General features: G+C 52.9%; 27 protein-coding genes and 1 riboswitch. Of the genes, 5 read left to right on the forward strand and 22 right to left on the reverse strand.

Annotation, left to right across the window (positions count from 1 at the left end):
* Positions 1-105: 105 nt before the first annotated feature.
* From trpB to miaB, 19 genes are all read right to left on the reverse strand, one after another.
* Entirely contained in the window at positions 106-1,353 is a 1,248-nt protein-coding gene (gene trpB / locus AC2FNE_RS02865; protein ID WP_170473832.1) for a tryptophan synthase subunit beta, read from the reverse strand.
* Between the two features lie 67 nt (positions 1,354-1,420).
* Positions 1,421-1,756: a hypothetical protein gene (locus AC2FNE_RS02870; RefSeq protein WP_170604605.1), complete on the reverse strand. Its 336-nt coding sequence runs from the start codon at positions 1,754-1,756 to the stop codon at positions 1,421-1,423.
* A gap of 56 nt (positions 1,757-1,812) precedes the next feature.
* Entirely contained in the window at positions 1,813-2,457 is a 645-nt protein-coding gene (locus AC2FNE_RS02875) for a phosphoribosylanthranilate isomerase (RefSeq protein ID WP_496804737.1), read from the reverse strand.
* A 9-nt stretch (positions 2,458-2,466) separates the two neighbouring features.
* Positions 2,467-2,817 (reverse strand): lipopolysaccharide assembly protein LapA domain-containing protein, encoded by a 351-nt coding sequence (locus AC2FNE_RS02880; RefSeq protein ID WP_170604872.1) that lies wholly within the window; start codon positions 2,815-2,817, stop codon positions 2,467-2,469.
* A gap of 7 nt (positions 2,818-2,824) precedes the next feature.
* On the reverse strand, positions 2,825-3,109 hold the full coding sequence (gene ihfB / locus AC2FNE_RS02885; protein ID WP_008758048.1) for an integration host factor subunit beta: 285 nt from the start codon (positions 3,107-3,109) through the stop codon (positions 2,825-2,827).
* A gap of 271 nt (positions 3,110-3,380) precedes the next feature.
* Positions 3,381-5,057, reverse strand: coding sequence for a 30S ribosomal protein S1 (gene rpsA / locus AC2FNE_RS02890; RefSeq protein WP_496804738.1), 1,677 nt, complete (start codon positions 5,055-5,057; stop codon positions 3,381-3,383).
* 266 nt (positions 5,058-5,323) lie between these two features.
* Positions 5,324-5,578 (reverse strand): DUF6525 family protein, encoded by a 255-nt coding sequence (locus tag AC2FNE_RS02895; protein ID WP_254442476.1) that lies wholly within the window; start codon positions 5,576-5,578, stop codon positions 5,324-5,326.
* Positions 5,579-5,755: 177 nt separating this feature from the next.
* The gene (locus tag AC2FNE_RS02900) at positions 5,756-7,441 is read right to left on the reverse strand and encodes a tryptophan halogenase family protein (protein ID WP_170610403.1); all 1,686 of its coding nucleotides are present in this window, start codon (positions 7,439-7,441) and stop codon (positions 5,756-5,758) included.
* 315 nt (positions 7,442-7,756) lie between these two features.
* A complete protein-coding gene (locus AC2FNE_RS02905) occupies positions 7,757-8,272 on the reverse strand; it encodes a hypothetical protein (protein WP_496804739.1) in 516 nt (171 codons plus the stop codon).
* 87 nt (positions 8,273-8,359) lie between these two features.
* The gene (locus AC2FNE_RS02910) at positions 8,360-8,977 is read right to left on the reverse strand and encodes a (d)CMP kinase (protein WP_496804740.1); all 618 of its coding nucleotides are present in this window, start codon (positions 8,975-8,977) and stop codon (positions 8,360-8,362) included.
* Positions 8,974-10,320 carry a 3-phosphoshikimate 1-carboxyvinyltransferase gene (gene aroA / locus AC2FNE_RS02915; protein ID WP_170604593.1) on the reverse strand — a complete coding sequence of 449 codons (1,347 nt, stop codon included), beginning with the start codon at positions 10,318-10,320 and terminating at the stop codon, positions 8,974-8,976. Before aroA ends, AC2FNE_RS02910 begins: the two co-directional genes overlap by 4 nt.
* A gap of 67 nt (positions 10,321-10,387) precedes the next feature.
* A complete protein-coding gene (trmB, locus tag AC2FNE_RS02920) occupies positions 10,388-11,098 on the reverse strand; it encodes a tRNA (guanosine(46)-N7)-methyltransferase TrmB (RefSeq protein WP_170604591.1) in 711 nt (236 codons plus the stop codon).
* A gap of 98 nt (positions 11,099-11,196) precedes the next feature.
* Positions 11,197-12,378, reverse strand: a complete 1,182-nt coding sequence (gene metK / locus AC2FNE_RS02925) for a methionine adenosyltransferase (RefSeq protein ID WP_496804741.1) — start codon at positions 12,376-12,378, stop codon at positions 11,197-11,199.
* A 5-nt stretch (positions 12,379-12,383) separates the two neighbouring features.
* A riboswitch (SAM-SAH riboswitch) is annotated at positions 12,384-12,432 on the reverse strand.
* Between the two features lie 18 nt (positions 12,433-12,450).
* On the reverse strand, positions 12,451-13,980 hold the full coding sequence (gene lnt / locus AC2FNE_RS02930; RefSeq protein WP_496804742.1) for an apolipoprotein N-acyltransferase: 1,530 nt from the start codon (positions 13,978-13,980) through the stop codon (positions 12,451-12,453).
* Positions 13,977-14,861, reverse strand: a complete 885-nt coding sequence (locus AC2FNE_RS02935; RefSeq protein WP_170473855.1) for a hemolysin family protein — start codon at positions 14,859-14,861, stop codon at positions 13,977-13,979. The genes lnt and AC2FNE_RS02935 overlap by 4 nt, the downstream gene beginning before the upstream one ends.
* A 34-nt stretch (positions 14,862-14,895) precedes the next feature.
* Positions 14,896-15,390, reverse strand: coding sequence for an rRNA maturation RNase YbeY (gene ybeY, locus AC2FNE_RS02940; protein WP_496804743.1), 495 nt, complete (start codon positions 15,388-15,390; stop codon positions 14,896-14,898).
* Between the two features lie 42 nt (positions 15,391-15,432).
* Entirely contained in the window at positions 15,433-16,455 is a 1,023-nt protein-coding gene (locus tag AC2FNE_RS02945; protein ID WP_437436508.1) for a PhoH family protein, read from the reverse strand.
* A 163-nt stretch (positions 16,456-16,618) separates the two neighbouring features.
* Positions 16,619-17,365 (reverse strand): outer membrane protein, encoded by a 747-nt coding sequence (locus tag AC2FNE_RS02950; protein ID WP_496804744.1) that lies wholly within the window; start codon positions 17,363-17,365, stop codon positions 16,619-16,621.
* A 195-nt stretch (positions 17,366-17,560) separates the two neighbouring features.
* Positions 17,561-18,880, reverse strand: coding sequence for a tRNA (N6-isopentenyl adenosine(37)-C2)-methylthiotransferase MiaB (miaB, locus tag AC2FNE_RS02955; RefSeq protein WP_496804745.1), 1,320 nt, complete (start codon positions 18,878-18,880; stop codon positions 17,561-17,563).
* Between the two features lie 121 nt (positions 18,881-19,001).
* Here miaB and AC2FNE_RS02960 point away from each other — a divergent pair, with 121 nt between their 5' ends.
* Positions 19,002-19,865, forward strand: coding sequence for a glycosyltransferase family protein (locus AC2FNE_RS02960; RefSeq protein WP_170604871.1), 864 nt, complete (start codon positions 19,002-19,004; stop codon positions 19,863-19,865).
* 6 nt (positions 19,866-19,871) lie between these two features.
* Here the strand turns inward: AC2FNE_RS02960 and AC2FNE_RS02965 are convergent, their stop codons facing one another.
* Entirely contained in the window at positions 19,872-20,669 is a 798-nt protein-coding gene (locus tag AC2FNE_RS02965) for a phytanoyl-CoA dioxygenase family protein (protein ID WP_170473867.1), read from the reverse strand.
* 132 nt (positions 20,670-20,801) lie between these two features.
* A complete protein-coding gene (gene irrA / locus AC2FNE_RS02970; RefSeq protein ID WP_170475354.1) occupies positions 20,802-21,221 on the reverse strand; it encodes an iron response transcriptional regulator IrrA in 420 nt (139 codons plus the stop codon).
* 187 nt (positions 21,222-21,408) lie between these two features.
* On the opposite strand from irrA, the gene fabA reads away from it, so the two are divergent.
* From fabA to AC2FNE_RS02990, 4 genes are read left to right on the forward strand one after another with little or no spacing between them, the layout of a single operon-like run.
* Entirely contained in the window at positions 21,409-21,918 is a 510-nt protein-coding gene (gene fabA, locus AC2FNE_RS02975; RefSeq protein WP_170473870.1) for a bifunctional 3-hydroxydecanoyl-ACP dehydratase/trans-2-decenoyl-ACP isomerase, read from the forward strand.
* A 48-nt stretch (positions 21,919-21,966) separates the two neighbouring features.
* Positions 21,967-23,196, forward strand: coding sequence for a beta-ketoacyl-ACP synthase I (gene fabB, locus AC2FNE_RS02980; RefSeq protein ID WP_170604577.1), 1,230 nt, complete (start codon positions 21,967-21,969; stop codon positions 23,194-23,196).
* Positions 23,197-23,201: 5 nt separating this feature from the next.
* Entirely contained in the window at positions 23,202-23,993 is a 792-nt protein-coding gene (locus AC2FNE_RS02985; RefSeq protein WP_170604575.1) for an enoyl-ACP reductase FabI, read from the forward strand.
* Positions 23,994-24,052: 59 nt separating this feature from the next.
* Positions 24,053-24,247 carry a hypothetical protein gene (locus tag AC2FNE_RS02990; RefSeq protein ID WP_170604573.1) on the forward strand — a complete coding sequence of 65 codons (195 nt, stop codon included), beginning with the start codon at positions 24,053-24,055 and terminating at the stop codon, positions 24,245-24,247.
* A 9-nt stretch (positions 24,248-24,256) separates the two neighbouring features.
* Here the strand turns inward: AC2FNE_RS02990 and AC2FNE_RS02995 are convergent, their stop codons facing one another.
* Complete coding sequence (locus AC2FNE_RS02995) at positions 24,257-24,685, reverse strand: FKBP-type peptidyl-prolyl cis-trans isomerase (RefSeq protein ID WP_170604572.1); 429 nt, start codon at positions 24,683-24,685, stop codon at positions 24,257-24,259.
* Between the last annotated feature and the right edge of the window lie 41 nt (positions 24,686-24,726).

The following is a 24,726-nucleotide window of genomic DNA, read 5'->3' on the forward strand; positions in this document are numbered from 1 at the left end:
TCCATCGGTACGCGGTGGTAACTGACGGGGCCCAACAAGTAAGGCTGAGTCGTCGAAGCCTGTTAGCCAGACTTCGAATTATTACCTCTGCCTTTTCTTTCAGATTTAATCCGCCGTGCGTCCCTCGGTATCTGACATGTCAAAGTTCAGATATTTCGCAACGGTTTGAACATCCTTGTCGCCCCGCCCGCACATGTTCATACAAATCAGGTGATCTTTGGGTAGATCGGGCGCAATTTTCATCACGTGGGCCAGTGCATGGCAGGGTTCAAGCGCGGGAATGATACCTTCCGTCGAGCAGCAAAGCTGGAATGCGTCCAGCGCCTCTTTGTCCGTAATTGAAACGTATTGCGCGCGCCCAACGTCATGTAGCCAGGAGTGCTCAGGGCCAATTCCCGGGTAATCCAAGCCGGCGGAAATCGAGTAACCCTCAAGAATTTGTCCATCCTCGTCCTGCAATAGGTATGTCCGGTTACCGTGCAGCACGCCGGGGCGCCCGCCTGTCAGCGAGGCGCAATGCTCCATCTTTTCGTTTACGCCTTTACCACCCGCTTCCACGCCGATGATTTCCACCGACTTGTCATCCAAGAACGGATAAAAAAGCCCCATTGCGTTCGACCCACCGCCGATGGCGGCGATGATTGTATCCGGCAGACGACCCTCGGCCTTTTGCATCTGTTCTTTGGCTTCCTTGCCAATTATTGACTGGAAATCTCGCACCATCGCCGGATAAGGATGTGGGCCTGCAACTGTTCCAATGCAATAAAAGGTGTCACGTACATTGGTCACCCAATCGCGGAGCGCGTCGTTCATAGCGTCCTTAAGCGTCCCTCGACCACTGGTTACTGGAATCACCTCGGCACCAAGCAGGCGCATACGGAATACGTTTGGAGCCTGTCGTTGGACATCATGCGCACCCATATAAACCACGCATTTCAGGCCGAATTTGGCACATACAGTTGCCGTTGCTACGCCGTGCTGCCCTGCCCCCGTTTCGGCAATGATCCGTGTCTTGCCCATGCGACGGGCTAGAATAATTTGGCCGAGCACATTGTTGATCTTATGCGCACCAGTGTGGTTCAGCTCGTCACGTTTCAGATAAATCTTGGCGCCACCTAAATGCTCGGTCAAACGTTCCGCGAAATACAGCGGAGACGGGCGACCAACGTAGTTGGCCCACAGATCATCCATCTCGGCCCAGAAGGAAGGATCATCCTTCGCCTTTTCGTATTCCTCTTCCAGCGACAGGATAAGCGGCATCAGCGTTTCACTGACGAAACGACCACCGAAAATGCCAAAGCGTCCCCGCTCATCCGGTCCGGACATGAAGGAATTGAATAAATCATTGGCCATGGATGTCTCCCTCGTCGTACCCGTCGTTAATAGGTGGTGGCGGCAAGATTTGCCATCGCAAAACGCATCAATTTGACGCCCCGCTATGCTCTTTCCACATCAGCAACGCCTGCTGCTGGGTGGGCACTGCGATGCAGGGAAAGTTGTGAAACCCGTGTGAGATTGCCAACCGTTCCGACACAGCAAGAACGCGACGGTGCGGACCGGATTGTGCGAAAGTCAACATCGCCTCAATATCATGCCAGACACTAAACGAAAAATAGAGACCGCCATGTGAAAAGACAGATGCGTGCAGGCACAGCGGATCGCCTTTCGCTTGATCTAAGGCCTGCCTCGCTCTCCAAAAAAATTCAGGCGCGTTATACCATTTTCTTAAGGTAAGCCCGCCAATCGCTGCCAGCATGTTGCATTCCAATTCAAACGAATGTCCTTAGGATACGCAACCATGTGTCTGTCAGATCACCTTGTTGCTGCAATAAAATCTTTAATTTTCCCGGAATCCTTGACGCCTGGCGCACGTTCCACTCCGGAAGAGACATCGACTTGCTGCGCCCCGGTCATTCGGATTGCTTCGGCAACATTGTCAGGCGTCAATCCCCCGGCCAGCATCCACGGAAGCTGCCAGTATTTCCGCCCAGCCAACAGACGCCAGTCAAATGACAATCCGTTGCCACCAGGAAGCTCAGAACTTCGCGGTGGTTTTGCGTCGATTAACAGTTGATCTGCCACCTCGGAATACCGGTCAATGGCAGCCAGATCTTCAGCTTCGGCTATCCCAATAGCTTTCATTACGGGCAGGCCAAAACTGTCTCGAACCTCAGAAACCCGCTGGGGCGTTTCCGTTCCGTGCAGTTGCCACATGTCCAGAGGCACCGAAGCGGCGATACGGTCTAGTTCTTCATCTGTCGCATTAACGGTAAGGGCGACTTTGGCGATGCCCGCTGGCACCAGATGGGCAAGTTCCGCAGCAGTAGAAAGTTCTAGATGCCGAGGGGATTTGGGGAAAAATACGAACCCAACATAGCGCGCGCCTGCCAACACCGCTGCATTCACGTGTTCAGGTGCAGTCAAACCGCAGATTTTTACGCGGATATCGCTTGCCATGAGACGCACTCAGCTTGCTTCATCAAGCAATGCCAGAACATCATCCTGACCTTCATTTTGCTTTTTCTTGAGCTTCTTGACCTCACGCTCCAACTTGCGCACTTCGCTTTTCTTCACAGTTGCATCGCGGCGGTGCTTGTGCTCGCGCAGCCATTCCCAAAGAAACCCAATAATCAATCCGGCAACAACACCACCAAGGACCACAAGAAACAGCGGCAAGGATGTGGACAAGTTAAAGCCCAGAAGCTCTGACATTGCATCTGGCAGCAGTTTCAGTTCGACATTCTGACGATTGGCCAGCGAGATCGAAACCAGCACGATCCCAAGGATCGCGAGAAAAGCATAGCGAATGTAGCGCATCATAAAGTCAGGCTTTACCGTTCAATCGATCCCGTAGCAACTTGCCAGTTTTAAAAAACGGAACACATTTCTCTTCGACCTGCACAGTCTCGCCAGTTCTTGGATTTCGACCCACACGAGCATCACGCTTTTTGACAGAAAAGGCGCCAAAACCGCGCAGTTCGACACGGTCGCCACGTGACATTGCATCCGTCACTTCTTCGAACACAGTATTCACAATCCGTTCGACGTCGCGTTGGTAGAGATGCGGATTTTCGTCGGCGATTTTTTGAATCAATTCTGAACGGATCATGCGTGTTACCCTCCCAGGCGACTGGTTTACCAAGCCTATAGCTCTGGGCAGTATAGGAAAAAACCCTGTTCGGGGGAACTTAGACTCTTGGCATAGTTTTAGAAAATTCCGCTATTCTAACGCTATTTTTGGCTCACAAGGTCGATTTGCACACTTAATGGGTGAACCAGAAGCAAGATAAGCACGAAAATTAGAAAGTATTGATTCGCAACAAAAACGACCCCGCGCGGTAGCACGGGGCCGAAAATTTTTATCAAGCTGAGGTCTGAGATCAGTCGCCTGACTTCAGAGCTGCTCCCAGAATGTCGCCCAAAGACGCGCCCGAGTCGGAAGAACCGTACTGTTCCACAGCCTCTTTCTCTTCTGCGATCTCGCGCGCTTTGATCGAAAGACCCAGTCGGCGGGTTTTGCTGTCAACATTGGTGACGCGGACGTCGACCTTGTCACCGACCGAGAAACGCTCGGGGCGCTGTTCGGCACGGTCACGCGACAGGTCGGAACGACGGATGAACGACTTCATGCCTTCGTATTCGACCTCGATACCGCCATCTTCGATTGCGGTCACTTCTACGGTCACGATGGAGCCACGCTTAACGCCGCCCACGGCTTCGTCAAACTTGTCACCACCAAGGGCTTTGATCGACAGAGAGATGCGTTCTTTCTCAACGTCCACCTCAGACACAACCGCCTGAACTACGTCGCCTTTGCGGTAATTCTGGATTGCATCCTCGCCACGCTCGTCCCAAGACAAGTCCGAAAGGTGAACCATACCGTCGATGTCGCCTTCCAGGCCGATGAACAGCCCGAATTCGGTGATGTTCTTGACTTCGCCTTCGACCTGAGTTCCCTCGGGATGTGTTTCTGCAAACACTTCCCACGGGTTGCGCTGGGTCTGTTTGAGGCCCAGAGAAACACGACGCTTTGTACCGTCGATTTCCAGAACCATGACATCTACTTCCTGGCTCGTAGAAACGATCTTGCCGGGGTGCACGTTTTTCTTGGTCCAAGACATCTCAGACACGTGAACCAGACCTTCAACTCCAGCTTCCAGCTCAACAAACGCCCCGTAGTCTGTGATGTTGGTCACGCGACCCTGATGTACCGATCCCAGCGGATATTTAGCAGCAACCAAATCCCATGGATCTTCCTGAAGCTGCTTCATTCCAAGGCTGATGCGATGGGTGTCTTTGTTAATCTTGATGACCTGAACCTTGATGGTTTCGCCGATCGTCAGGATTTCGGAAGGATGGTTCACACGGCGCCACGCCATGTCGGTTACGTGCAACAACCCATCAACGCCGCCCAAGTCAACAAATGCGCCGTATTCGGTGATGTTCTTGACGACACCTTCTACAGTCTGACCCTCTGTCAGGTTACCAATAACTTCGGCACGCTGTTCGGCACGGGATTCTTCAAGGATTGCGCGGCGCGATACAACGATATTGCCGCGGCGGCGATCCATTTTAAGAATCTGGAACGGCTGTTTCAGTCCCATCAAAGGTCCCGCGTCACGAACAGGGCGCACGTCAACCTGCGAACCCGGCAGGAATGCAACGGCACCGCCCAGATCGACAGTGAAGCCGCCCTTGACCCGACCAAAGATTGCACCTTCGACGCGCTGGTCATCGGCATATGCTTTTTCAAGGCGGTCCCATGCCTCTTCGCGGCGGGCCATCTCACGCGAGATGACAGCTTCGCCTTTGGCATTTTCAGCAGCGCGCAGGTAAACTTCGACCTCGTCACCGACTGCGATTTCAGGGGCTTCGCCGGGATTTGCGAATTCTTTAAGATCAACGCGGCCTTCCATTTTATAGCCTACGTCGATGATGGCTTGGCCGGCTTCGATTGCCAGAACCTTGCCTTTGACAACAGAACCCTCTTCGGGCGTGTCTATTTCGAAGCTTTCATTCAGGAGGGCTTCGAATTCCTCCATGGATGCGTTAGCCATGTGGCGTTGTTTTCCTTTACAATACGTTTTATCTGGCCGAGCGGTTGTCTCCGCCGGTCTTGTTTCATGATGCCTTAAAGCGTGTTCCGGAACGCCTCTGAACAAACAAACACAAAGGGCCGAGGTAACCCGGCCCTGCTCAGAAACGTCACCCGGACGTTAACCGCCCTTGTATCGACAGCGCGCGTATAGGCGGATTTTTCTTCTAGCGCAAGGGCCAAGCCCATATTTCCAAAGCCCGGCCGGATATTGCCACTGGGTCATCCTCAACTCTTTGGAGCCCAAACCTTGGTGTCCTGTTGCAACATCGCCTGCTCGACCGCATTAAGACGACCAATCGCAGCGGCGGGATTGCGGCTGCCGCCAGTCTGCCTCCAGATTTTCAAAGCCGAAGCTGGACTCCAGGGCAGACAGGCTTGCGTCAACCACTGCCGTAAGGGCTGCGGTAGCGCATCATAGGCTTGCATCGGTGACGCCTGCCTACGACGACGTTTCAGCTCACTGCGAAGGTTGCGCGACATCGTGAATCAGCACCGCTTAATTCCAGAATTTTCGTAATGTGATGACATTACATATCTTATCAAGAGGTGCAATGGGAATCGAGCGTTTCGCCATACGTAGTATCGAAGGCTAAGCGTCAACACTCCAGCCTTCGTACTTACCTCAGCAACACCCGGTATCGGCAACTCAGAGAGTTTCTAGAACAGTTGCAAATCCTTCGCGCCGCTTTGGATCTCAGCAAGATTCGGCATATTCAGGACCGCTAACGGTGCTGGTGCGGTGCCGGGCATTGCGACCGCCGGTTTCATAGCGGCAGCCTTTCCAACAGCTGGTTGCTCCAGCTCACCTCGGATATCTCGCAGCAGCGTTTTGTGATCCGGCATCGTTTTGAGTATCTGCGCAAGATCCACTTTCGCGCCTTTCCACCAATGGAACCAAATCGGCTTCTTCAATGGTCGCACGCGATCACGGATGCCGGTACCATAGCCAGTATCATAGACCTGCTTGCCTAAAAGAACGGTCTGATAAACGCGAAAATTGAATAGCGTTGCAAACTCGATATCATGCTCTACCGGCAAACGGTGCTGCCATAACTCTAGGTTTTCGGCCAATCGATCCGGTAACTTCATTTCCGTGCGCGCGTCGATCCAATATTGATCATCCGTACGGTTGCCCAATCGATAGTGCAGACAGATGAAATCCAGAACCTCGTCATAAAGCTTATTCATCTGCCTATTATATCTGGTTCGCAGGGACGGCTCGATATCGCGTGTGGGCAAGTGCTCGGCGAACCAGCGTATCGCGTGGTCAATCATGTGGATCGCTGTACTCTCTAGCGGCTCGATAAATCCGCCGGACAGACCTATCGCGACGCAATTCTTGACCCATGCGTTACGTACGCGCCCGATACGCATTGGGATCACACGCGGGGTTGCACCCTTGCCGCTGTCACCCAACCATTCGAGGTATTCGTCTGCCGCCTGATCATCCGTGCGATGTGCAGATGAGAACACATAACCCGTGCCAACCCGGTTGTAGAGCGGTACTCGCCACGTCCAACCTGCCCCTAGTGCGGTAGACCGAGTGACGCTTTCGATCTTCTCTGGATCTGGGTGCTCGATCTGCAGCGCCATGGCGCGGTCGTTTGGCAGATAGTCCGAGTAATCCATAAACGGTTCGCCCAGAGCTTGATTGATTATCAATCCGCGGAATCCAGTGCAATCTATGACCATTTCAATGTCATGGCGACCCTTACGCTCCAGCATCAGATGGCTGACGTTGCCTTGTTCATCAAGTTCGACTGATTGTACTTCGTCCTGGATGTGCTCAACACCGCGCTTAGTGCAGACTTTGGTGAGCATGCCGGCAAATTTTACAGCGTCTAAATGATATGCGTAGCCGAACCGCTGTTCGAATTCAGGCTGCCCCAACTGCCGCGCCCCTTTGCATAGGCGGGCCAGATCGTCATGCGGAGAGATCGACTGAGTGAAGTCCCGATCTCCGTTGCCAAAGCGCAAAAAATACTCGGCGGCCTCCAACCCCTCTAACAGCTGTCCGTGTGCAAAAGGGTTTACATAATCAATTCGGTTTCCCTTTGGGTCTCTGTTCCAATTACAGAACTTTACACCTAGCTTGAACGACGCATTGGTTTCACGAAAAAAATCCTGCTCTGAAATACCCGCTTGGCGGAGTGTAACCGGCATGCGCGGCACCGTGGCCTCACCAACACCAACAGTCGCAATATTAGGGCTTTCGATCAGACAGATGCGCGGACGGTCTTTGGGTGCAGAAGTGCGAGAAAACACCATGTCGAGGATCAGCGCACTCATCCAACCTGCAGTGCCACCCCCAACGATGGTGATTTTGCTCAAGCGATTATTCATTTGGTTCAGTCCCTGTTGAATATTGGGGAGATGTACAAACATTCCCATATTTTGTTTTTAGACTGTATAGCAGAATTCTTTTTGGGTCCGAGGGGAAGAATTGCCGCTATCCTGCATCGAACCAAGGACTGTGGCGCCCGGCCTACATGCTCTGCCAACCATAGGGATCTTTGGCCCTCGGGTACGAACCCTGTAACCTCGGGTCTGCAAATAACCCTAGGGCGCCTGATGCGAGCCCCGCCGCGTATATTCTAGACTACATTGGATTTCTTGAGTCTGCCTCACATCAGCTTCGGCATAAACTTAGGACGAGGCTTAGATTTCCTCGCCTTTCTTAAGAAGCTCTTCAATCAGGGCGCGCTGCAGATCAAGGCTATCGCCCCCGCCGAATTCCGCAGCGCCGCCGGTGTAAAGTGTACCGTAGGTTTTGGAGATGTTTACGGTCTGGGCCAGCCCCGAGATAAACTGTTCTTTTTTCAGAGCAGACAACGGGTGTATGTAAACAGCCCACAAGATACCATTGGCGATCGCGTAACGCGCGTCCAGCGTGCTGTCGAAATTTGCTTGCATCATTCGCTGCAAATCCGCGGTTGATAAATCCGCGGCGCTGCCAATCGATACCATCGCTCGCATCCTGTCTGCGGTGACGTCAGTGATCACTAGCACCGTCTGGACCGATACCGTTAACTCAAACCCCGGCCCAACTGGTTGGGCGTCGGGGTCCAACGCAAATATGATCTCACCCAGCCGTTTATAGTCCATCGGAGGTTCAGCTTCCTGAGCAAGTGTACTGCCAGCCAAAAGAATAAGCGCCAGTGCGTACCGGATCATGGTCAATCTCCTAAAGACGTTGCCTCGACCATAAAATACGGGTGTAACAAAGGCCAAACAAAGCTTGGTGAACAGCAAGGCCCGAGGTTACCAGTCTGTGGGTAGCTTTCGTTCTACGATTGCCACAGCTTGCGCAAGCGCCTCTTCAATACTCAAACTCGAAGTATCAAGCATACTTGCGTCCTTGGCTGGCTTCATCGGAGCGGTACTGCGTTGGGCGTCACGCGCATCACGTTCCTTGACGTCGGTCAGCACCTGATCGCGCGTCACGTCTGCACCTTTGGCTTTAAGTTCAAGAAAACGCCGTTCGGCGCGGACCTTGGCGCTGGCAGTCACAAACAATTTAACCTCGGCTTTGGGACAAATTACCGTTCCGATGTCGCGTCCATCCAACACAGCCCCACCTGCCCTGCAGGCAAATGCGCGTTGAAAATCAACCAGTGCGGACCGAACTTCTGGTATGACTGCCACCTTCGATGCTGCTTGTGCTATTTCAGCTGTGCGCAGATCCCCTTGTTCAAGTTCTTCGGCTTTCAGAGCTTTGGCGGCCTCGGCGGCTGGTGTGCCATCAAGAGTACGCCTTCCAACTGCGCGATACAGCAACCCGGTGTCCAGATGTGAAAACCCAAAGCGCTCCGCTATGCCCTTTGATATTGTCCCCTTGCCGGCTGCAGCTGGACCGTCGATCGCGACAGTGAACCTCATGTGCGTTCGACCCTGGCACCCAAACCTGCCATCAGAGGCTCAAAAATCGGAAATGAGGTGGCAATTGGCCCACCGTCATCCACCGAAACTTCAACTTTCGCACCCATACCCAGCACCATAAAGGACATGGCTATGCGATGATCAAGGAAACTCTCGCATACACCGCCGCCTGGCACACCACCAATACCCAACCCTTCGACCGACCACCAATCTTCACCTTCCTCTACTGCGACACCATTAGCACGCAAACCGCGCGCCATAGCGTCGATTCGGTCACTTTCTTTGACCCGCAACTCTCGCACCCCGCCCATGAGCGTGGTTCCGACGGCGTTTGCAGCGACCACGGACAGCACGGGGTACTCATCTATCATCGACGCAGCACGTTCAGGCGGTACTTTGATACCCTTCATTTCAGGTGAATACCGGGCTCTGAGGTCGGCGACGGGTTCGCCGCCTTCTTCGCGTTCATTTTCATAGGTCAAATCAGCGCCCATTTCGCGCAAAGTAGTAAACAAGCCGGCTCGCGTTGGGTTCAAGCCAATACCTGGAACCAAAACATCTGAACCGGGCGTGATCAACGCAGCACAAACCGGGAAGGCTGCACTGGACGGATCACGTGGTACCGCGATGATCTGCGGCTTAAGTTCTGGCTGGCCAGTCAAGGTAATCACATGGCCTTGGTCTGTGTCCTCTACCGTGATTTCTGCCCCAAACCCGGCTAACATCCGCTCTGAATGATCACGAGTGGCTTCTTTTTCGATTACGACGGTTTTACCAGGCGCATTCAAACCCGCCAGCAAAACGGCTGATTTGACTTGAGCCGACGGCACTGGAACCTCGTATCGAACTGGGATCGGATCATTGGCACCAACGATAGTCATCGGCAACCGTCCAGCAGAACGCCCGACAGATTGCGCCCCGAACAGCGCTAGTGGATCGGTAACACGCGCCATTGGACGCTTATTCAAACTCGCGTCACCAGTAAAGGTTGCCGTAATTGGCGAGGTGGCCATAGCACCCATGATCAGACGCACTCCAGTTCCAGAGTTGCCACAATCAATCACCTGATCCGGTTCGGCAAAGCCGCCTACACCAACACCATGAACCGTCCATTTACCACCGCCGAGATCCGTTACCTCAGCCCCGAAAGCTCGCATCGCCTTAGCGGTATCCAGAACATCCTCGCCCTCCAACAATCCAGATATCCGGGTTTCGCCCACTGCCATAGCACCTAAAATCAGCGATCTGTGCGAAATCGACTTGTCCCCGGGTACTTCGGCTGTGCCGTTCAGCGGTCCGCAGGGATGCGAAGTCATCGGTATGGGCGTGCCGTGTCCGGACATGGGGGCTCCTTATGCGCTGTCAATCCATGGCCGATTAGCGAATTGGCACCAATTGGTCCAGCAGCAATCAATCTTTGCGGCGGAAGGTCAGGTAGTGCGGCGTGCGGCACTCACGCAGAGCTTTCTGTTCGTAACGGGTGGAAATCCAATCACCCCAAGGCTCGCGCCAGTCTTTGGGGCCTTCGGCCAACCATTCGAACCCGGCACGCGGCACTTCTTCCAATGTTTGGCGCACGTAATCAGGGATGTCTGTAGCCACACGAAAAACAGATCCGGGCTTCAACGCCCTAGCAAGCGGCTCCAAATGTTCAGGCGTGACGAACCTGCGGCGGTGATGACGCTTTTTGGGCCATGGATCGGGATAAAGAAGGAATGCACGCGAGATGCTGGCTTCTGGTAAAACATCGAACAGATCACGCGCGTCACCAGGATGAACTGCCAAGTTTTCGACCCCGGCTTTCCGGATCTTACCCAATAACATTGCAACACCGTTGATGTATGGCTCTGCCCCAATAATACCGATATCCGGATTGCTTTCCGCCTGATGCACCAGATGCTCGCCTCCTCCGAACCCAATCTCTAGCCAAACAGGGCGACTGTCGAACAGACCCGCAAGATCCAACGGAACACGTTCAGGATTAGTATGCCAATCGACCGCACCGGGGGAAAGTGCGGTCAAATCCTCGCTCAAATAGGCCTTTTGACTGGGCTTGAGGGCTTTGCCCTTGAGACGGCCATAAAAATTCCGGTGCGGACGTTGCGAAAGCTGATTGCTCATAGCGGTGGCCATACTGCTGCAGTTCAAGCGTTTCAAGGGCGAAGACTCAACGGCCAATGTAAAAAACGCACCGTCTTCGGTGCGCTTTTTCCGTTGGATCAAACCGCTTGTTTCAGTGCGTCAACCAGATCTGTGCGCTCCCAACTGAAACCACCATCTTCATCTGGCTGGCGACCAAAGTGGCCGTAGGCCGCAGTACGTTGATAGATTGGTTTGTTCAGCGCAAGATGCTCTCGGATGCCGCGTGGCGTGAGGTCCATGACTTGCCCCACTGCTTTTTCGATATCAGCATCTGGAACTTGGCCAGTGCTATGTGTGTCAGCATAAATCGATAGAGGTTTGGATACGCCAATCGCGTAGCTCAACTGAATGGTACAGCGCTCGGCCATCCTTGCCGCCACGACGTTTTTGGCCAGATAGCGTGCTGCATAAGCCGCCGAACGATCCACCTTTGTCGGGTCTTTGCCAGAGAATGCCCCACCGCCGTGCGGCGCTGCGCCCCCGTATGTGTCCACGATAATCTTGCGCCCGGTCAAACCAGCGTCACCGTCTGGTCCTCCGATAACAAACTTACCTGTCGGATTTACGTGCCATGCGGTTTCCGAAGACAACCAACCGTCAGGTAGGACTTGGCGAATATAAGGCTCAACGATCAGGCGAATGTCGTCCGAAGTGAGCGACTCATCCAAATGCTGGGTCGATAAAACAACCGAACTCACCCCTACTGGCTTGCCGTCTCGATAGACGACCGAAAGCTGTGATTTAGCGTCAGGTCCCAGTGCAGGTTCAGTACCGTTTTTTCGCACTTCAGCCAGACGGCGCAGGATCGCGTGCGAGTACTGGATCGGTGCCGGCATTAACTCAGGCGTTTCGGTTGTCGCATAACCAAACATAATACCCTGGTCGCCGGCGCCTTCATCCTTGTTATGGGACGCATCTACACCTTGCGCGATATGGGCAGATTGTTCATGCAGCAGGTTCGTCACCTCAATAGTTTCGTGATGGAACTTATCCTGCTCATAACCAATGTCCTTTACACAGGCGCGCGCGATCTCGTCTATACGCCCCATGTAGTCATGCAGCTTGTCTTGATCAGACAGCCCAACTTCACCTCCGATAACCACGCGGTTCGTTGTTGCAAAGGTTTCGCACGCCACACGTGCTTCGGGTTCTTCACGCAAAAATGCGTCAAGCACAGCATCCGAAATACGGTCACAAACCTTATCCGGGTGCCCCTCGGAAACGGACTCCGAGGTAAAAACGTAATTCTGTCGGGACATAAAAGCGCTCCATTAAGATTTCCCCGCCACGCCAGGAAGCCGTTGTGACGAACTTGCCAGGGAATACGCGTGCTAAGGCGAAGGGTCAATTGGTATTTGCACCCGAGGCGTCCCAACGTTGCGCCAAACCAGCACAAATAGCATCAATAAAGCCGCCAAGACCCAAATATCCCCAATCCGTGCATAAACCGTCTTTGCCAAGGGGATGGGCAGGACGGCGTCGATATAACCAGATTGTCCCAAGTCCAAAGACTGGGTAACTGCACCCAGCGGATCTATCATCGCTGTTACGCCCGTGTTCGCCGACCGCATCATCGGCAAACCCTGCTCGATCGCACGCATCCGCGCCTGTGCCAAATGCTGAAACGGTCCGGAACGCGTACCAAACCAGGCATCGTTTGTAATCTGTAACAAAAAGTCGGCGCGCCCAGGCGCAGAAAGAACATCTTGCGTGAAAACTGCTTCGTAGCAAATTAGCGGCAACGCCTTGCCCAGAGGCCCAGCATCGAGCAGCGCCGCCCCTGGCCCCGCGCTGAACCCGCTGCCGGTGGTCGCCGCCATACCGTATATTCCGAAACGCGCCATTAGATCGCCGAAAGGTACATATTCGCCAAATGGGGCCAGATGGTGCTTGTCATAAAGTCCGTCTTGTCGACCCTCTGGCCCAAGATAGATCATCGAGTTGAAAATACGCGGCCCTTCCCCCCTTTGAATGCCCAGAACGACAGGGGTGCCTTGCGCCGCCTTTGTTATCGACTCCAAATAAGGTTGTGCGTTGTCGAGCCATGCCGGTACAGAGGTTTCTGGCCAAACGATCAAATCAGGTCGGGGTTCAGCCGCCGTGAATTCAATTTGCCGCGCAAAAAACACAGGCGCAAAGTCCGGATCCCATTTTTGATGTTGCAGCGCGTTCGGCTGTATCAGGCGCACGACTTGCTGCTTGAACTGCACCTCGGGGCGAATTGTTGCATAACCTAAGGACAAGACCATAGACCCAAGGGTCAAAAACGCGGGGATTAATAAATAACGCGGTTTCCCAGGTCCGTTGAGATACGCACCAAGCGGCATCGTTGATACAAAGGTCAGTGCCGCCAAGCCATAGGGTCCTACAAGTGACAAAAGTTGCGCTATTGGCGTGTCGACCCAGACTTGCGCAACTCCTGCCCAAGGAAATCCGCTCAAGACATATCCTCGGGCGAATTCAACCAAAGTCAGAGAAATCGACAGCAGCAAACCCTGTTTTAAAGGTGATCCACCGATCCGCCGTGTTGTCCAAAATGCAAAGGACCAGAATAAGGCTAGTCCACCAGCCAAGAACACCAGCGCAAATGGCGCCATCCAAGCATGACGTTCTGCATCGACCAGAAATGGCTCGGTTATCCAGCTAAGGGCGTTGGCAAAATACCCTGTGGCAAATACCCAACCTAGCCAAGCGGCGCGGCGCGGCGTTTCGCAGGCCAAAAACAATGGCGTGATAAAAACCAGTCCGACCAGCGTCGCCAACCAGTATCCCCAAGGTGCCAAACCAAATGCTGCGAATGCCCCCAATATTCCGGCTAGTGCAAGTCTTAACCAAAACGGCCAGCCTTGAATGGGCATCATTGAGCGATGTCCGGCAACATTACCCGTAAACGCTTAATCCGTCGCGGATCGGCTTCGATCACTTCGAACTCCGGACCTTCGGGGTGTTGAACAACTTCTCCTCGCGTCGGCACGCGACCGGACAACATAAAGACTAAGCCACCAAGCGTGTCGATTTCTTCCTCGTCCACATCCTCATGACTGGTCAGCGAACGACCGATTTCAGCTTCGAACTCTTCCAATGGAACGCGCGCTTTTACGATATAGCACCCAGGTTTTTCTTGAACCCACAGCTGATCTTCATCGGCGTCATGCTCGTCGGCAATCTCCCCGACGACCTGTTCAATGAGATCTTCGATTGTTAGCAGCCCATCGACCCCGCCATATTCGTCGATCACAAGGGCCATGTGCCGTCGTTCGGTCTGCATTTTGGTTAACAAAACACCTATTGGCATGGAGGGCGGGACGAACAACAGTGTCCGCAACATAGATTTCAAGTCAAACTTCGCCGAATTTCCGTTAAAACCGTGGGTCAGCGCAAAATCCTTTAGGTGCACAAATCCAAGTGGCGTATCCAGAGTACCGTCATAAACCGGTATTCGAGACAGACCGCTTTCTCGGAAAATCTGCGCCAGTTCTTCCTTAGTCGTCGTCAATGGAACCGACACGATTTCTGCAGTTGGGATCGCCACATCCTCGACCCGCATGCGCCGCAGGTTCATCATACCACGCGATTGGGGAGGGCTTGCAGGAGTTCCGTTTATCCGACCAGGTTCATCGTCTTTTGAAGAGAACACTTCGACAAGTCGGGAAAATAACCCGCTTTTTTCGTTGTTGAGATTACTGGTGCTCTCGGATCGCGCGCTTTGCGCCGCCCTAGAACTGCCGTCTATATCGCCCATTTTCCTGTTCCAAATGATCGGGTCAGTGCCCACTTCATGTATTATATGGGTTATCCACACCCAATTTGCCAAGTATCTTAACCTCCACGCCCTCCATCAGAGTGGCGTCGGGGTCACGAATGTGGTCATACCCCAGTAAATGCAAAACACCGTGAACGATTAGATGTGTCACGTGATCTTCCATATTTTTACCCGCTTCAATTGCCTCTTGCATGCAGGTGTCATAGGAAATTGCAACATCACCCAAAGCTATCTCGCCGGTGAAATCCATTTCAGGCATTGAAGGAATTTCGCCAGGAATTTCAGAAGATAACTCCGCTGTGGGCCAACTCAGAACATTTGTTGGAGTCGGCTTTTCTCTGAATTCAGAATTCAATTCCGCGATCCGGGCGTCATCACAGCATAAAAAACTGATTTCACAGTTATCTTTCTCGACTCCCCTATAATCCAGCGTGGCTTCGACAGCGCGAAGTATGAGCGGCTCTATCTCATGCCAACGGAGGTCTTCGATGGCAATTTCAAGGTTCATGAAAATGATCTAAGGCTGCATTCCCGACCGCGCCGTGTGTTTTTAACCTGTTTCGCGACCTGCATCAGCTTCATAGGCCTCGATTATGGCGGCGACAAGCGGATGTCGCACCACATCCTTCGAGGTGAAGTAGTTGAAGCTGATGTTTGGAATAGTCTTTAACAACCGCTCGGCATCTGCAAGACCCGATGGTACACCGCGCGGCAGATCAACCTGTGATCGGTCGCCAGTAATCACCATGCGGCTACCCTCACCCAGCCGTGTTAGGAACATCTTCATCTGCATAGTCGTAGCGTTCTGCGCCTCGTCCAAAACAACAAATGCGTTCGCTAGTGTTCGCCCGCGCATAAAGGCAAGCGGCGCAATCTCTATCCTTTTTTCCTCAATCAACTTTGCCAGTTGCTTACCAGGTAGAAAATCGTTCAGAGCGTCGTAAAGTGGTTGCATGTAAGGGTCGACCTTGTCCTTCATGTCGCCCGGAAGGTACCCCAGCTTTTCACCAGCCTCGACTGCAGGACGGCTGAGGATGATGCGGTCCACATGCCCGCCTATGAACATTGATACCCCGACAGCTACGGCCAGATATGTTTTGCCCGTACCGGCCGGTCCAATCCCAAAAGCCAATTCATTGTTGAATAACGACTGGACATAGGCCTTCTGAGCATCTGTACGAGGCTCGACCAGTTTCTTGCGTGTTTTGATTTCAACCGCGCCGCCTTTGAACATCTCCAATTGGTCGCCGTCGCGTGCTCCAGTTTCCGCCTCAGAATTGCCCATTCTCAGCTCTCGGTCCACATCGGCTGCTTCAACCTCGCGACCGCCTTCAAGACGGGTATACAAAGCCTGCAAAACATCAATGGCTTGCTTTTGGGCGTCTTCGTCGCCCATTACCGCCAATTGATTGCCTCGGCGTACGATTTGAACCGACAGCTTCTGCTCAATGCTTGCAAGATTGCGGTCGTATTCCCCGCATAAATCTATCAACAACCGGTTGTCTGGAAATTCAACAAAAGCCTCGCGCTGGGGCATGTCACTTTGCGGTGGGTTCAGGGCACCGATGGCCAATCCGTTCTCCTGTCTTGGCGTTTCACCCTGAGCGTAGACAACATCTTGGGCCAGACGCAAGCTGGAGTTTCATAAATTCGCGATGAAAAGGATTAACCTTCTACAGTCATTTGAAAAAACATTGTGAAATTTACGAAAGACCGCAATCCGATGCGCGAACCAACTAGAAGGTGTAGTTCAGCCCGACACGCAATCCGCCGAAGTTCGGAGTTGATTTGGTGGAAAAACCCGACCCTAGGTCGACTTCTTCCGACTCAAACTGGAAATATTCGATTTCACCCGTGATTGACCAATTCTTGTTCAGCCGATGTTCAGCACCCAGACTGGCTGAAAAACCGTTTCGGTTGCCGGTGTCTTCCAAATTTAGAAGCAAATCTTCTCCTGTAAGAGTGGACGAAGTTGTAACTTCCCCCCGGGCGTAACCTACGGAAAAAAAGTACAGAACGCTCCGGCTGCGGTTTGTGATTCCGTTTCGAAATAGGATCGAAAAAACATCTGAAATAGCAGATCGGGCGTCGACCGTCGTCCCACCGACCAATGACGAGGCGGTGTCGTCCAACGTGCCAAAATCATAAGTTAATTCTACACCATAGACATAGTCGCGTCCGCCGGTGGTTGGGACTATCCCACGCCAACCGCCGCGAATGCCTCCATAACCGCCCGAGGGTTCAAGGTCTCCAATGTTTATTCTGTCACCGGGTACCGCGAGCCCAAAGCGGTCGGTACCACCTGCTCCGTAACCAGCACTCACGCCAAGATAAAATGCACTGACGTCACTTGCTTCGGTCTGAGGCGAAAGAACATCGGGTTCAGCCACTTCGCCGTCTTTGCCACTGGCATATACAGATGTTGAGAACAGAGCCGAAAGAAAGAACGGGAAAGTCGCCGAAAGGAAACCTTTCAGTTTCATTCGTTGACGACCTATTCGGCTCACTACTCGTACCCTCCAGTGCGTTTTTCAAGCAACTAGTCAACTTGCAACTCGAACAGCCAAGGGAAATACATGACCCTTGAAAAAACTGGGATACCTCGGACCATACATTCCACCCTTAAATCAAGGGTTAATTTTTCATTAGAATCGTCATATTTGAACGAGTTGCACAGGTTAGAGTAGTTCTGCGGCCAACGAATTCGCGCTTGACGAAACTACTCTGACATCTCGCAGCTCGCCGACCTTCAAACTTGCGTCAGAGACGTGAACTGCGTGCAGATACTCGGATTTTCCCACCATTTGCCTACTTTGCCGACCCGGCTTTTCAAACAGGACACGTAGTTTTCGTCCAACCATTGAGTCCTGAATTTCGCGCTGGTGCCGAGTGATAACGGCCTGTAATTCTTGTAAGCGGCTGTCCGCCTTTTCCGGGTCCACCTGTGGCCGTTCTGCCGCAGGTGTGCCTGGCCGCGTTGAATATTTGAAAGAATAGGCATAGCCGTATCTAACCTGCTCCACCAAATCCAAGGTGGTCTTAAAGTCTTCATCCGTCTCTTCCGGGAAACCGACAATAAAATCTCCTGACATCAAGATGTCAGGGCGGGCTTCGCGAATACGCTCTATCAATCGCAGATAACTATCCGCAGTGTGGCTACGGTTCATGCGCTTTAGAATTCGGTCAGATCCAGACTGTACCGGTAGGTGCAGGTATGGCATCAGCTTGTCACATGTACCGTGTGCTTCGATCAGATCATCGGTCATGTCATTGGGGTGAGATGTGGTAAAGCGGATGCGCTCTAAACCATCTACTTTGTTCAGTTCCCATATCAAACCAGCCAGCGTCATGTCGCCACTCGGTCCGGCACCATGATAGGCGTTGACGTTTTGCCCCAACAATGTGATTTCGCGCACACCGCGTTCAACCAGATCGCGTGCCTCGTGCAGGATTCTATCGGCTGGCCGACTGACCTCGGCCCCACGTGTATATGGGACCACGCAAAACGCGCAGAACTTGTCGCACCCTTCCTGTACTGTCAGAAAAGCTGTTGGTCCACGTTTGGCTTTTGGTCTGTTCTTTAGCTTTTCGAATTTATCCTCTTCAGGAAAATCGGTATCCAGCGCCTTTTTGCCTTCCCGCGTTTTGGCCTCCATTTCGGGCAAACGGTGGTAACTTTGCGGACCTACCACCAAATCGACCAACGGCTGGCGGCGCATAATCTCTTGCCCTTCGGCCTGGGCCACACAACCTGCCACACCGATCTTTAAATCCGGTTTTTCGGCCTTTAAACCTTTAAAGCGGCCAAGTTCGGAATAAACCTTTTCAGCGGCTTTTTCACGAATGTGACATGTGTTCAACAAGATCATGTCAGCATCGTCTGGGGACTTCGTCTCAACATAGCCCTTGCCGCCAAGCGCCTCGGCCATCCGCTCACTGTCATAGACATTCATCTGGCAGCCATAAGTCTTGATATACAGCTTTTTGGGTTCGGACATGAGAAAGGCCTTTGCGCTCGCTAGGTCGACGTCGTCTATACGCAACGAACGCCGCTTGCAATGGCCGCGCATTTACCCGAGTTTGACGAAAACTTCCAGCAAAGCGGGACCGGTGCAGACAGTGCGGTATGACTCTCTCGAGCATTTTCAGAAATGGGCACCATCAACCTTAGCCCAGGGCCCCGTGGCGTTGTTGTTTGCTGAAGATGATGTTGAGTTGGACAGTACCCTGCGCCATCATCTGAGGCTTGGTTTCAAGTCAGTTATTGTCTTTCTGCCTGATCAGTTCGCTTTGGAAGCTGAGCTTGAAGCCAAGATTCATCGTATAACATTAAACTGCGCGCCACGCGATGTAGTCTTTGACACGGTCAATCGCGTCATAAAGGCCGCGCCCGGTGTTTGGTTTTACTACGGATACAATGCCGAATATCTGTTTTACCCCTTTTGCGAGACACGAAGCGTAGAAGAGTTGCTCGCCTTTCACTCCGAGGAAAGACGCGACTCAATGATGGCTCATGTTGTCGACTTGTACGCAGATGATTTGGACGTCTTTCCTAACGGGGTAGCGCCAAATCACGCGATGCTGGACAGTACAGGTTACTACGCGCATGCACGACACGACTCTGAAGGACGGCCGCTGGAGCGGCAACTGGACATGTCAGGTGGACTGCGGTGGCGATTTGAAGATCAAATTCCTTACGAGCGCCGACGCATCGATCGGGTCGCTCTGTTCAGGGCTCGAAAAGGGTTATTGCTGCAGCCGGACCATACTTTCAACGAGCCGGAGTACAACACGTACTCCTGTCCTTGGCACCACAATCTATCCGCCGCTGTGTGCTCTTTCCGCGCGGCGAAGGCGCTCAAGTCCAATTCAGGGTCGACATTTGACATTCCAAGTTTTCGATGGTGCAAGTCGGTTCCGTTCGAATGGAAATCGGAACAACTGATGGATTTGGGACTGATGGAACCTGGGCAGTGGTTCTAAGCAGACTCAGTGTTGCAACAACATCGGAAACCAATCCTCCCGCAGGCGTTGGCCAGGCACCATGTCGTGTCCTGGAAATGGCGGTGAAGTACGACCCGGGCGCTGGACATAGCGGGCATCGTCGCCCACCAGCCTTAGCGAGAAGGCCCGGCGGCTGATATCAGATTGATTGCCGCGTGCGCCGTGTAATGTACGAAAATTGAACGCTACTGCGTCGCCAGGTTCCATTTCGAATTCGACGATCCTCATGCCTTCGACATCTGGGTCAGGCACCGGGATATATTGCCCTTCATCCGCAAAAAAACCTTCTTCCGATACCCACCGCGTCGGAAGCACTTCTTTTTCCCAACGGTGAGATCCCGCCACGCAACGTAGCGTAGCCTGGCTAACCGGATCGAGCGGCGACCAAAAACTGATAGTTTGCTGGCCTTCGACAAAATAATAAGGCCCGTCCTGATGCCAAGGCGTAGCCATCGAAGTACCTGGGTCTTTTACCAGAACGTGATCGTGGAACATCTGAACTGATTGTGACTGCATCAGATCGGCAGCCACTTCTGCTGCAGGCGAAGTTTCAATCACAGCCCGGAATTGTGGAATTCGTGACCAGTTGCAGTAATCGTCAAAGAATCGCCCTGTCTCTCCGGACTTCTTGTTTTCCGAGGCATAAGGCCCGGGTGCGGCCATGTTCGCGGCAACACCCTCACGTAATTCGTTCACATGATCAGCAAACAAACCCTTGACCAAAACGACTCCATCCATCTGATAGGTGTCGATCATTTCCTGGGTTACAAGTCTGTGAGGCATTAAAGGCTCCGGAAAATCGTTCGATTGATCTGTTCATATTTGAATCGTGCCATCAATTCCAATTGCGACACGACGTCTTAATGAATCTGAGCCGCAGAAAATTTTCCGCACTCAAGGAAATTCAGATCAATTTCAGGATTTCTTTCGAAGACGAATGACGACGTCTACGGACGCTATCTCAACGCCCTCGGGCGCTTCCGGGAGCCGTTGGATCACCAACTCATCAGACGGCGCATCGCTTAATCGGCCTTGTTCTTCCCAGAAAAAGTGCGGGTGATCATGAGTGTTGGTATCAAAATAACTTTTCGAACCGTCAACCGTGATCTCTTGCAGAACGCCCGCGTCACAAAATGCTCGCAAAGTGTTGTAAACCGTAGCCAACGACACCGGGTCACCATTATTTTTTGCAGACTCGAACAGACTTTCGGCAGTGACATGTCTGTGTCGGCCATCGCCAACCAGTAGCTCTGCCAAAGCAACCCGCTGACGCGTTGGTCGCAACCCGGCATTGACCAGCCAATCTGTCGCTATGTCACGGCTCTGAGGTGTCATGTGTCCGATACCCATTTTCGCTATACTCATATATAAGTGCTCTCGACCCGCAATTTCAAATGAATTTCAATCGCAAAGATTGTCGTAACCACAGCATGATGTGGCGCACCACTCTTGCAGGACCTTGCATACGGGTGCTAGACGAGGCCAGATATTACGAACGGACCCTGGCAGGAGAGGCGGCAGAATGGCCCAATTCCCGAGCAGTTTTGACAAGGACGATCTGCTGAAGTGCGCCCGCGGCGAACTATTCGGCCCAGGCAACGCGCAATTGCCTGCCCCGCCAATGCTGATGATGGATCGGATAACTGATGTTTCAGAGGACGGCGGAGAGTATAACAAGGGACATGTCGTCGCTGAATTCGACATCACTCCCGATCTTTGGTTTTTTGACTGTCACTTTCCGGGCAACCCAATCATGCCTGGCTGCTTGGGCTTGGACGGGCTTTGGCAATTAACTGGCTTCAACCTTGGCTGGCGTGGCTGGCAGGGGCGCGGTTATGCGCTGGGTGTCGGCGAGGTCAAGCTGACTGGTATGGTGCGTCCCGACCGCAAGATGTTGACGTATTACGTGGATTTTACAAAGGCCGTGCAGACACGTCGCCTGACCATGGGCGTAGCAAATGGCCGAGTCGAAGCTGATGGCGAATTGATCTATCAGGTCAAGGACATGAAGGTTGCATTATCCGAGAGCTGACCCCAGCTGTCGGATACATTGCACTAAACGGAACACAGGAGTACGCTTATGCGTCGCGTCGTCGTCACCGGTCTGGGGGTTGTGTCCTCAATCGGAAACAATGCCGAAGAGGTTTTGACCTCGCTCAAAGCGGGCAAATCCGGGATCGAAGCGAATGAGCAGATGGTTGAACATGGCTTTCGTAGCCAGATCGCCGGGACTGTAAAGATCGATGTAACCGAGCATGTGGACAAGCGCACTCTTCGTTTTATGGGTCCAGGCGCCGCTTACGCACACATTGCCATGAATCAGGCAATCGAGGACTCGGGTCTGAGCCTGGAACAGGTCGTGAATCCCCGTACTGGACTTGTCGCTGGATCCGGCGGGCCATCGACCAGCGCGATGTTGACCGCCCACCAGACGGTTCTGAAAAACGGCGCGACCAAGCGCATTGGTCCCTTTGCTGTACCCAAGTGCATGTGCTCGACTATTTCAGCCAACTTAGCCACGGCCTTCAAAATTAAGGGAATCAATTACTCGATCACTTCGGCCTGTTCGACTTCTCTACATTGCATCGGAAATGCTGCCGAGCAAATCATGATGGGTAAGCAAGATGTTATGTTTGCCGGTGGCGGTGAAGAACTGGATTGGACCCTGTCCTGTCTTTTTGATGCAATGGGTGCAATGTCATCGAAGTTCAATGACACCCCGGAAAAAGCGTCGCGGGCTTTTGATCAGAACCGCGATGGGTTCGTGATTTCCGGTGGAGGCGGCATTGTGGTTCTCGAAGAACTCGGGCACGCGTTGGCACGTGGCGCCAAGATCTACGCCGAGGTCACCGGCTATGCGGCAACATCGGATGGTCACGATATGGTGGCCCCATCTGGCGAAGGTGGCGAGCGCGCAATGCGTTTGGCTTTGTCGACCCTGCCCGAAGGTCGAACTGTTGGATATATCAACGCTCACGGCACCTCGACCCCGGTCGGAGACGTGGGTGAGGTGGAGGCGGTGCGCCGTATTTTTGGCGAAGGCAATGTTCCACCGATCTCGTCAACCAAATCGATGACGGGCCATGCGCAGGGCGCAGCTGGTGCGCTTGAGGCGATTTTCTGTCTTTTGATGTTGCACCACGACTTCATTACTCCATCGATCAACGTGGAAACGCTTGCCGAAGGCATCCAGCCCGGTGAAATTGCGACTCAAGTCGTTGAAAACGCAGGCTTGGATAGTGTCATGACCAACAGCTTTGGCTTTGGCGGCACAAATGGATCCATGGTTCTGTCAAAATATAACGGGTGAATAAGATGTCGGATCTTCTCAAGGGTAAACGCGGCCTGATCATGGGCGTGGCCAATGATCGCTCTATTGCCTGGGGCATCGCCAAGGCCATGCATGAGGCAGGCGCCGAGCTTGCGTTCACCTATCAGGGCGACGCATTCGGAAAGCGCCTTGCACCATTGGCCGAAAGCCTTGGCAGCGATTTCATGGTGGATGCAGACGTCACTGACGATGCCTCATTAGATCACGCCTTTCACGAATTGGCTGCCCGTTGGCCAACGATCGATTTTGTGGTTCACGCTATCGCTTATTCTGACAAATCAGAGCTGACCGGACGGTTTCTCAACACTACCAGGGCCAATTTCAAACACTCGCTCGATGTGTCAGCGTATTCATTTATCGAGATCGCCCGTCGGGCTTATCCGCTGATGAAAGACAACGGTGGAACTCTACTGACTTTGACTTATCAGGGGTCGAACAAGGTGGTGCCGAATTATAACGTCATGGGTGTTGCTAAGGCTGCATTGGAATCCGCGACTCGGTATCTGGCCAATGATCTCGGCCCTGAAGGTATCCGTGTAAACGCGATTTCCCCTGGCCCTATGAAAACACTGGCAGGTGCCGCTATTGGTGGTGCGCGCAAGACCTACAAGTTTTGCGACCAGAATGCGCCGATGCGTTCAAACGCAACGCTCGAGGCAGTAGGCGGCACTGCTGTTTACCTGGCTTCGGATGCCGGGATGTATACTTCGGGAGAAATTATTCGCGTGGATGGCGGATTTCACATTCTTGGCATGCCGCAACCAGACGCAATGTGACCTTATCTTTCCCTGTTGGTGTCAAGATTTCACCACGTTTCCGATGCAGGGATTGCGGCATGAGCAAACTTGATCAGATACTTGCAAGCAATGGTCGTACCCTCGCGTCTCAGAAGAAACCCGGGATTCGTAATAGTCGCGCGCGTCTCTTGCTGGTAACCTTAGTTGGCCTACTGACCGCGTTTTTGTTTTTTACGCAGCCTCAGGTCGTTTCTGCCTTTGAATCGCTTCTGCACGGGTTTGCCGATCTTTGAAAGTCTGGATCAGTTTATCGAAACAATCTCAATGTCGAAAATCAGATCCTGACCGGCTAGCGGATGATTTGCATCCAAGGTGACCGTCGCCTCATCACTATCTACAACGGTAACAGGTACAGCTTGCCCATCAGGCGTCTGCATCTGCAACTGACTGCCTGGATCAAGCGGGATATCGTCTGGTATCCCCTCTCTTGGGATTTGCTGCCTCATACCCGGATTGATCGGACCATAAGCTTCCGTGCAGGGAACTTCGACACGTTTTTTTTCACCGATTGCCATTCCCGGAAGGGCGGCGTCGAGGCCAGGAATGATTTGGCCTGAACCAACCGCGAACTCCAAAGGATCACGTCCGTCGGAACTGTCGAAAACTTTGCCGTCCAAAAGTGTTCCCGTGTAATGAATGCGAACAGTGTCGCCTTGTCTGATAGTGGTCAATTCGGCCGCCAGCCTCAGGGCATGAGCGGCCTAAACTAGAG

The organism is Ruegeria sp. YKSD179, assembly GCF_059612885.1.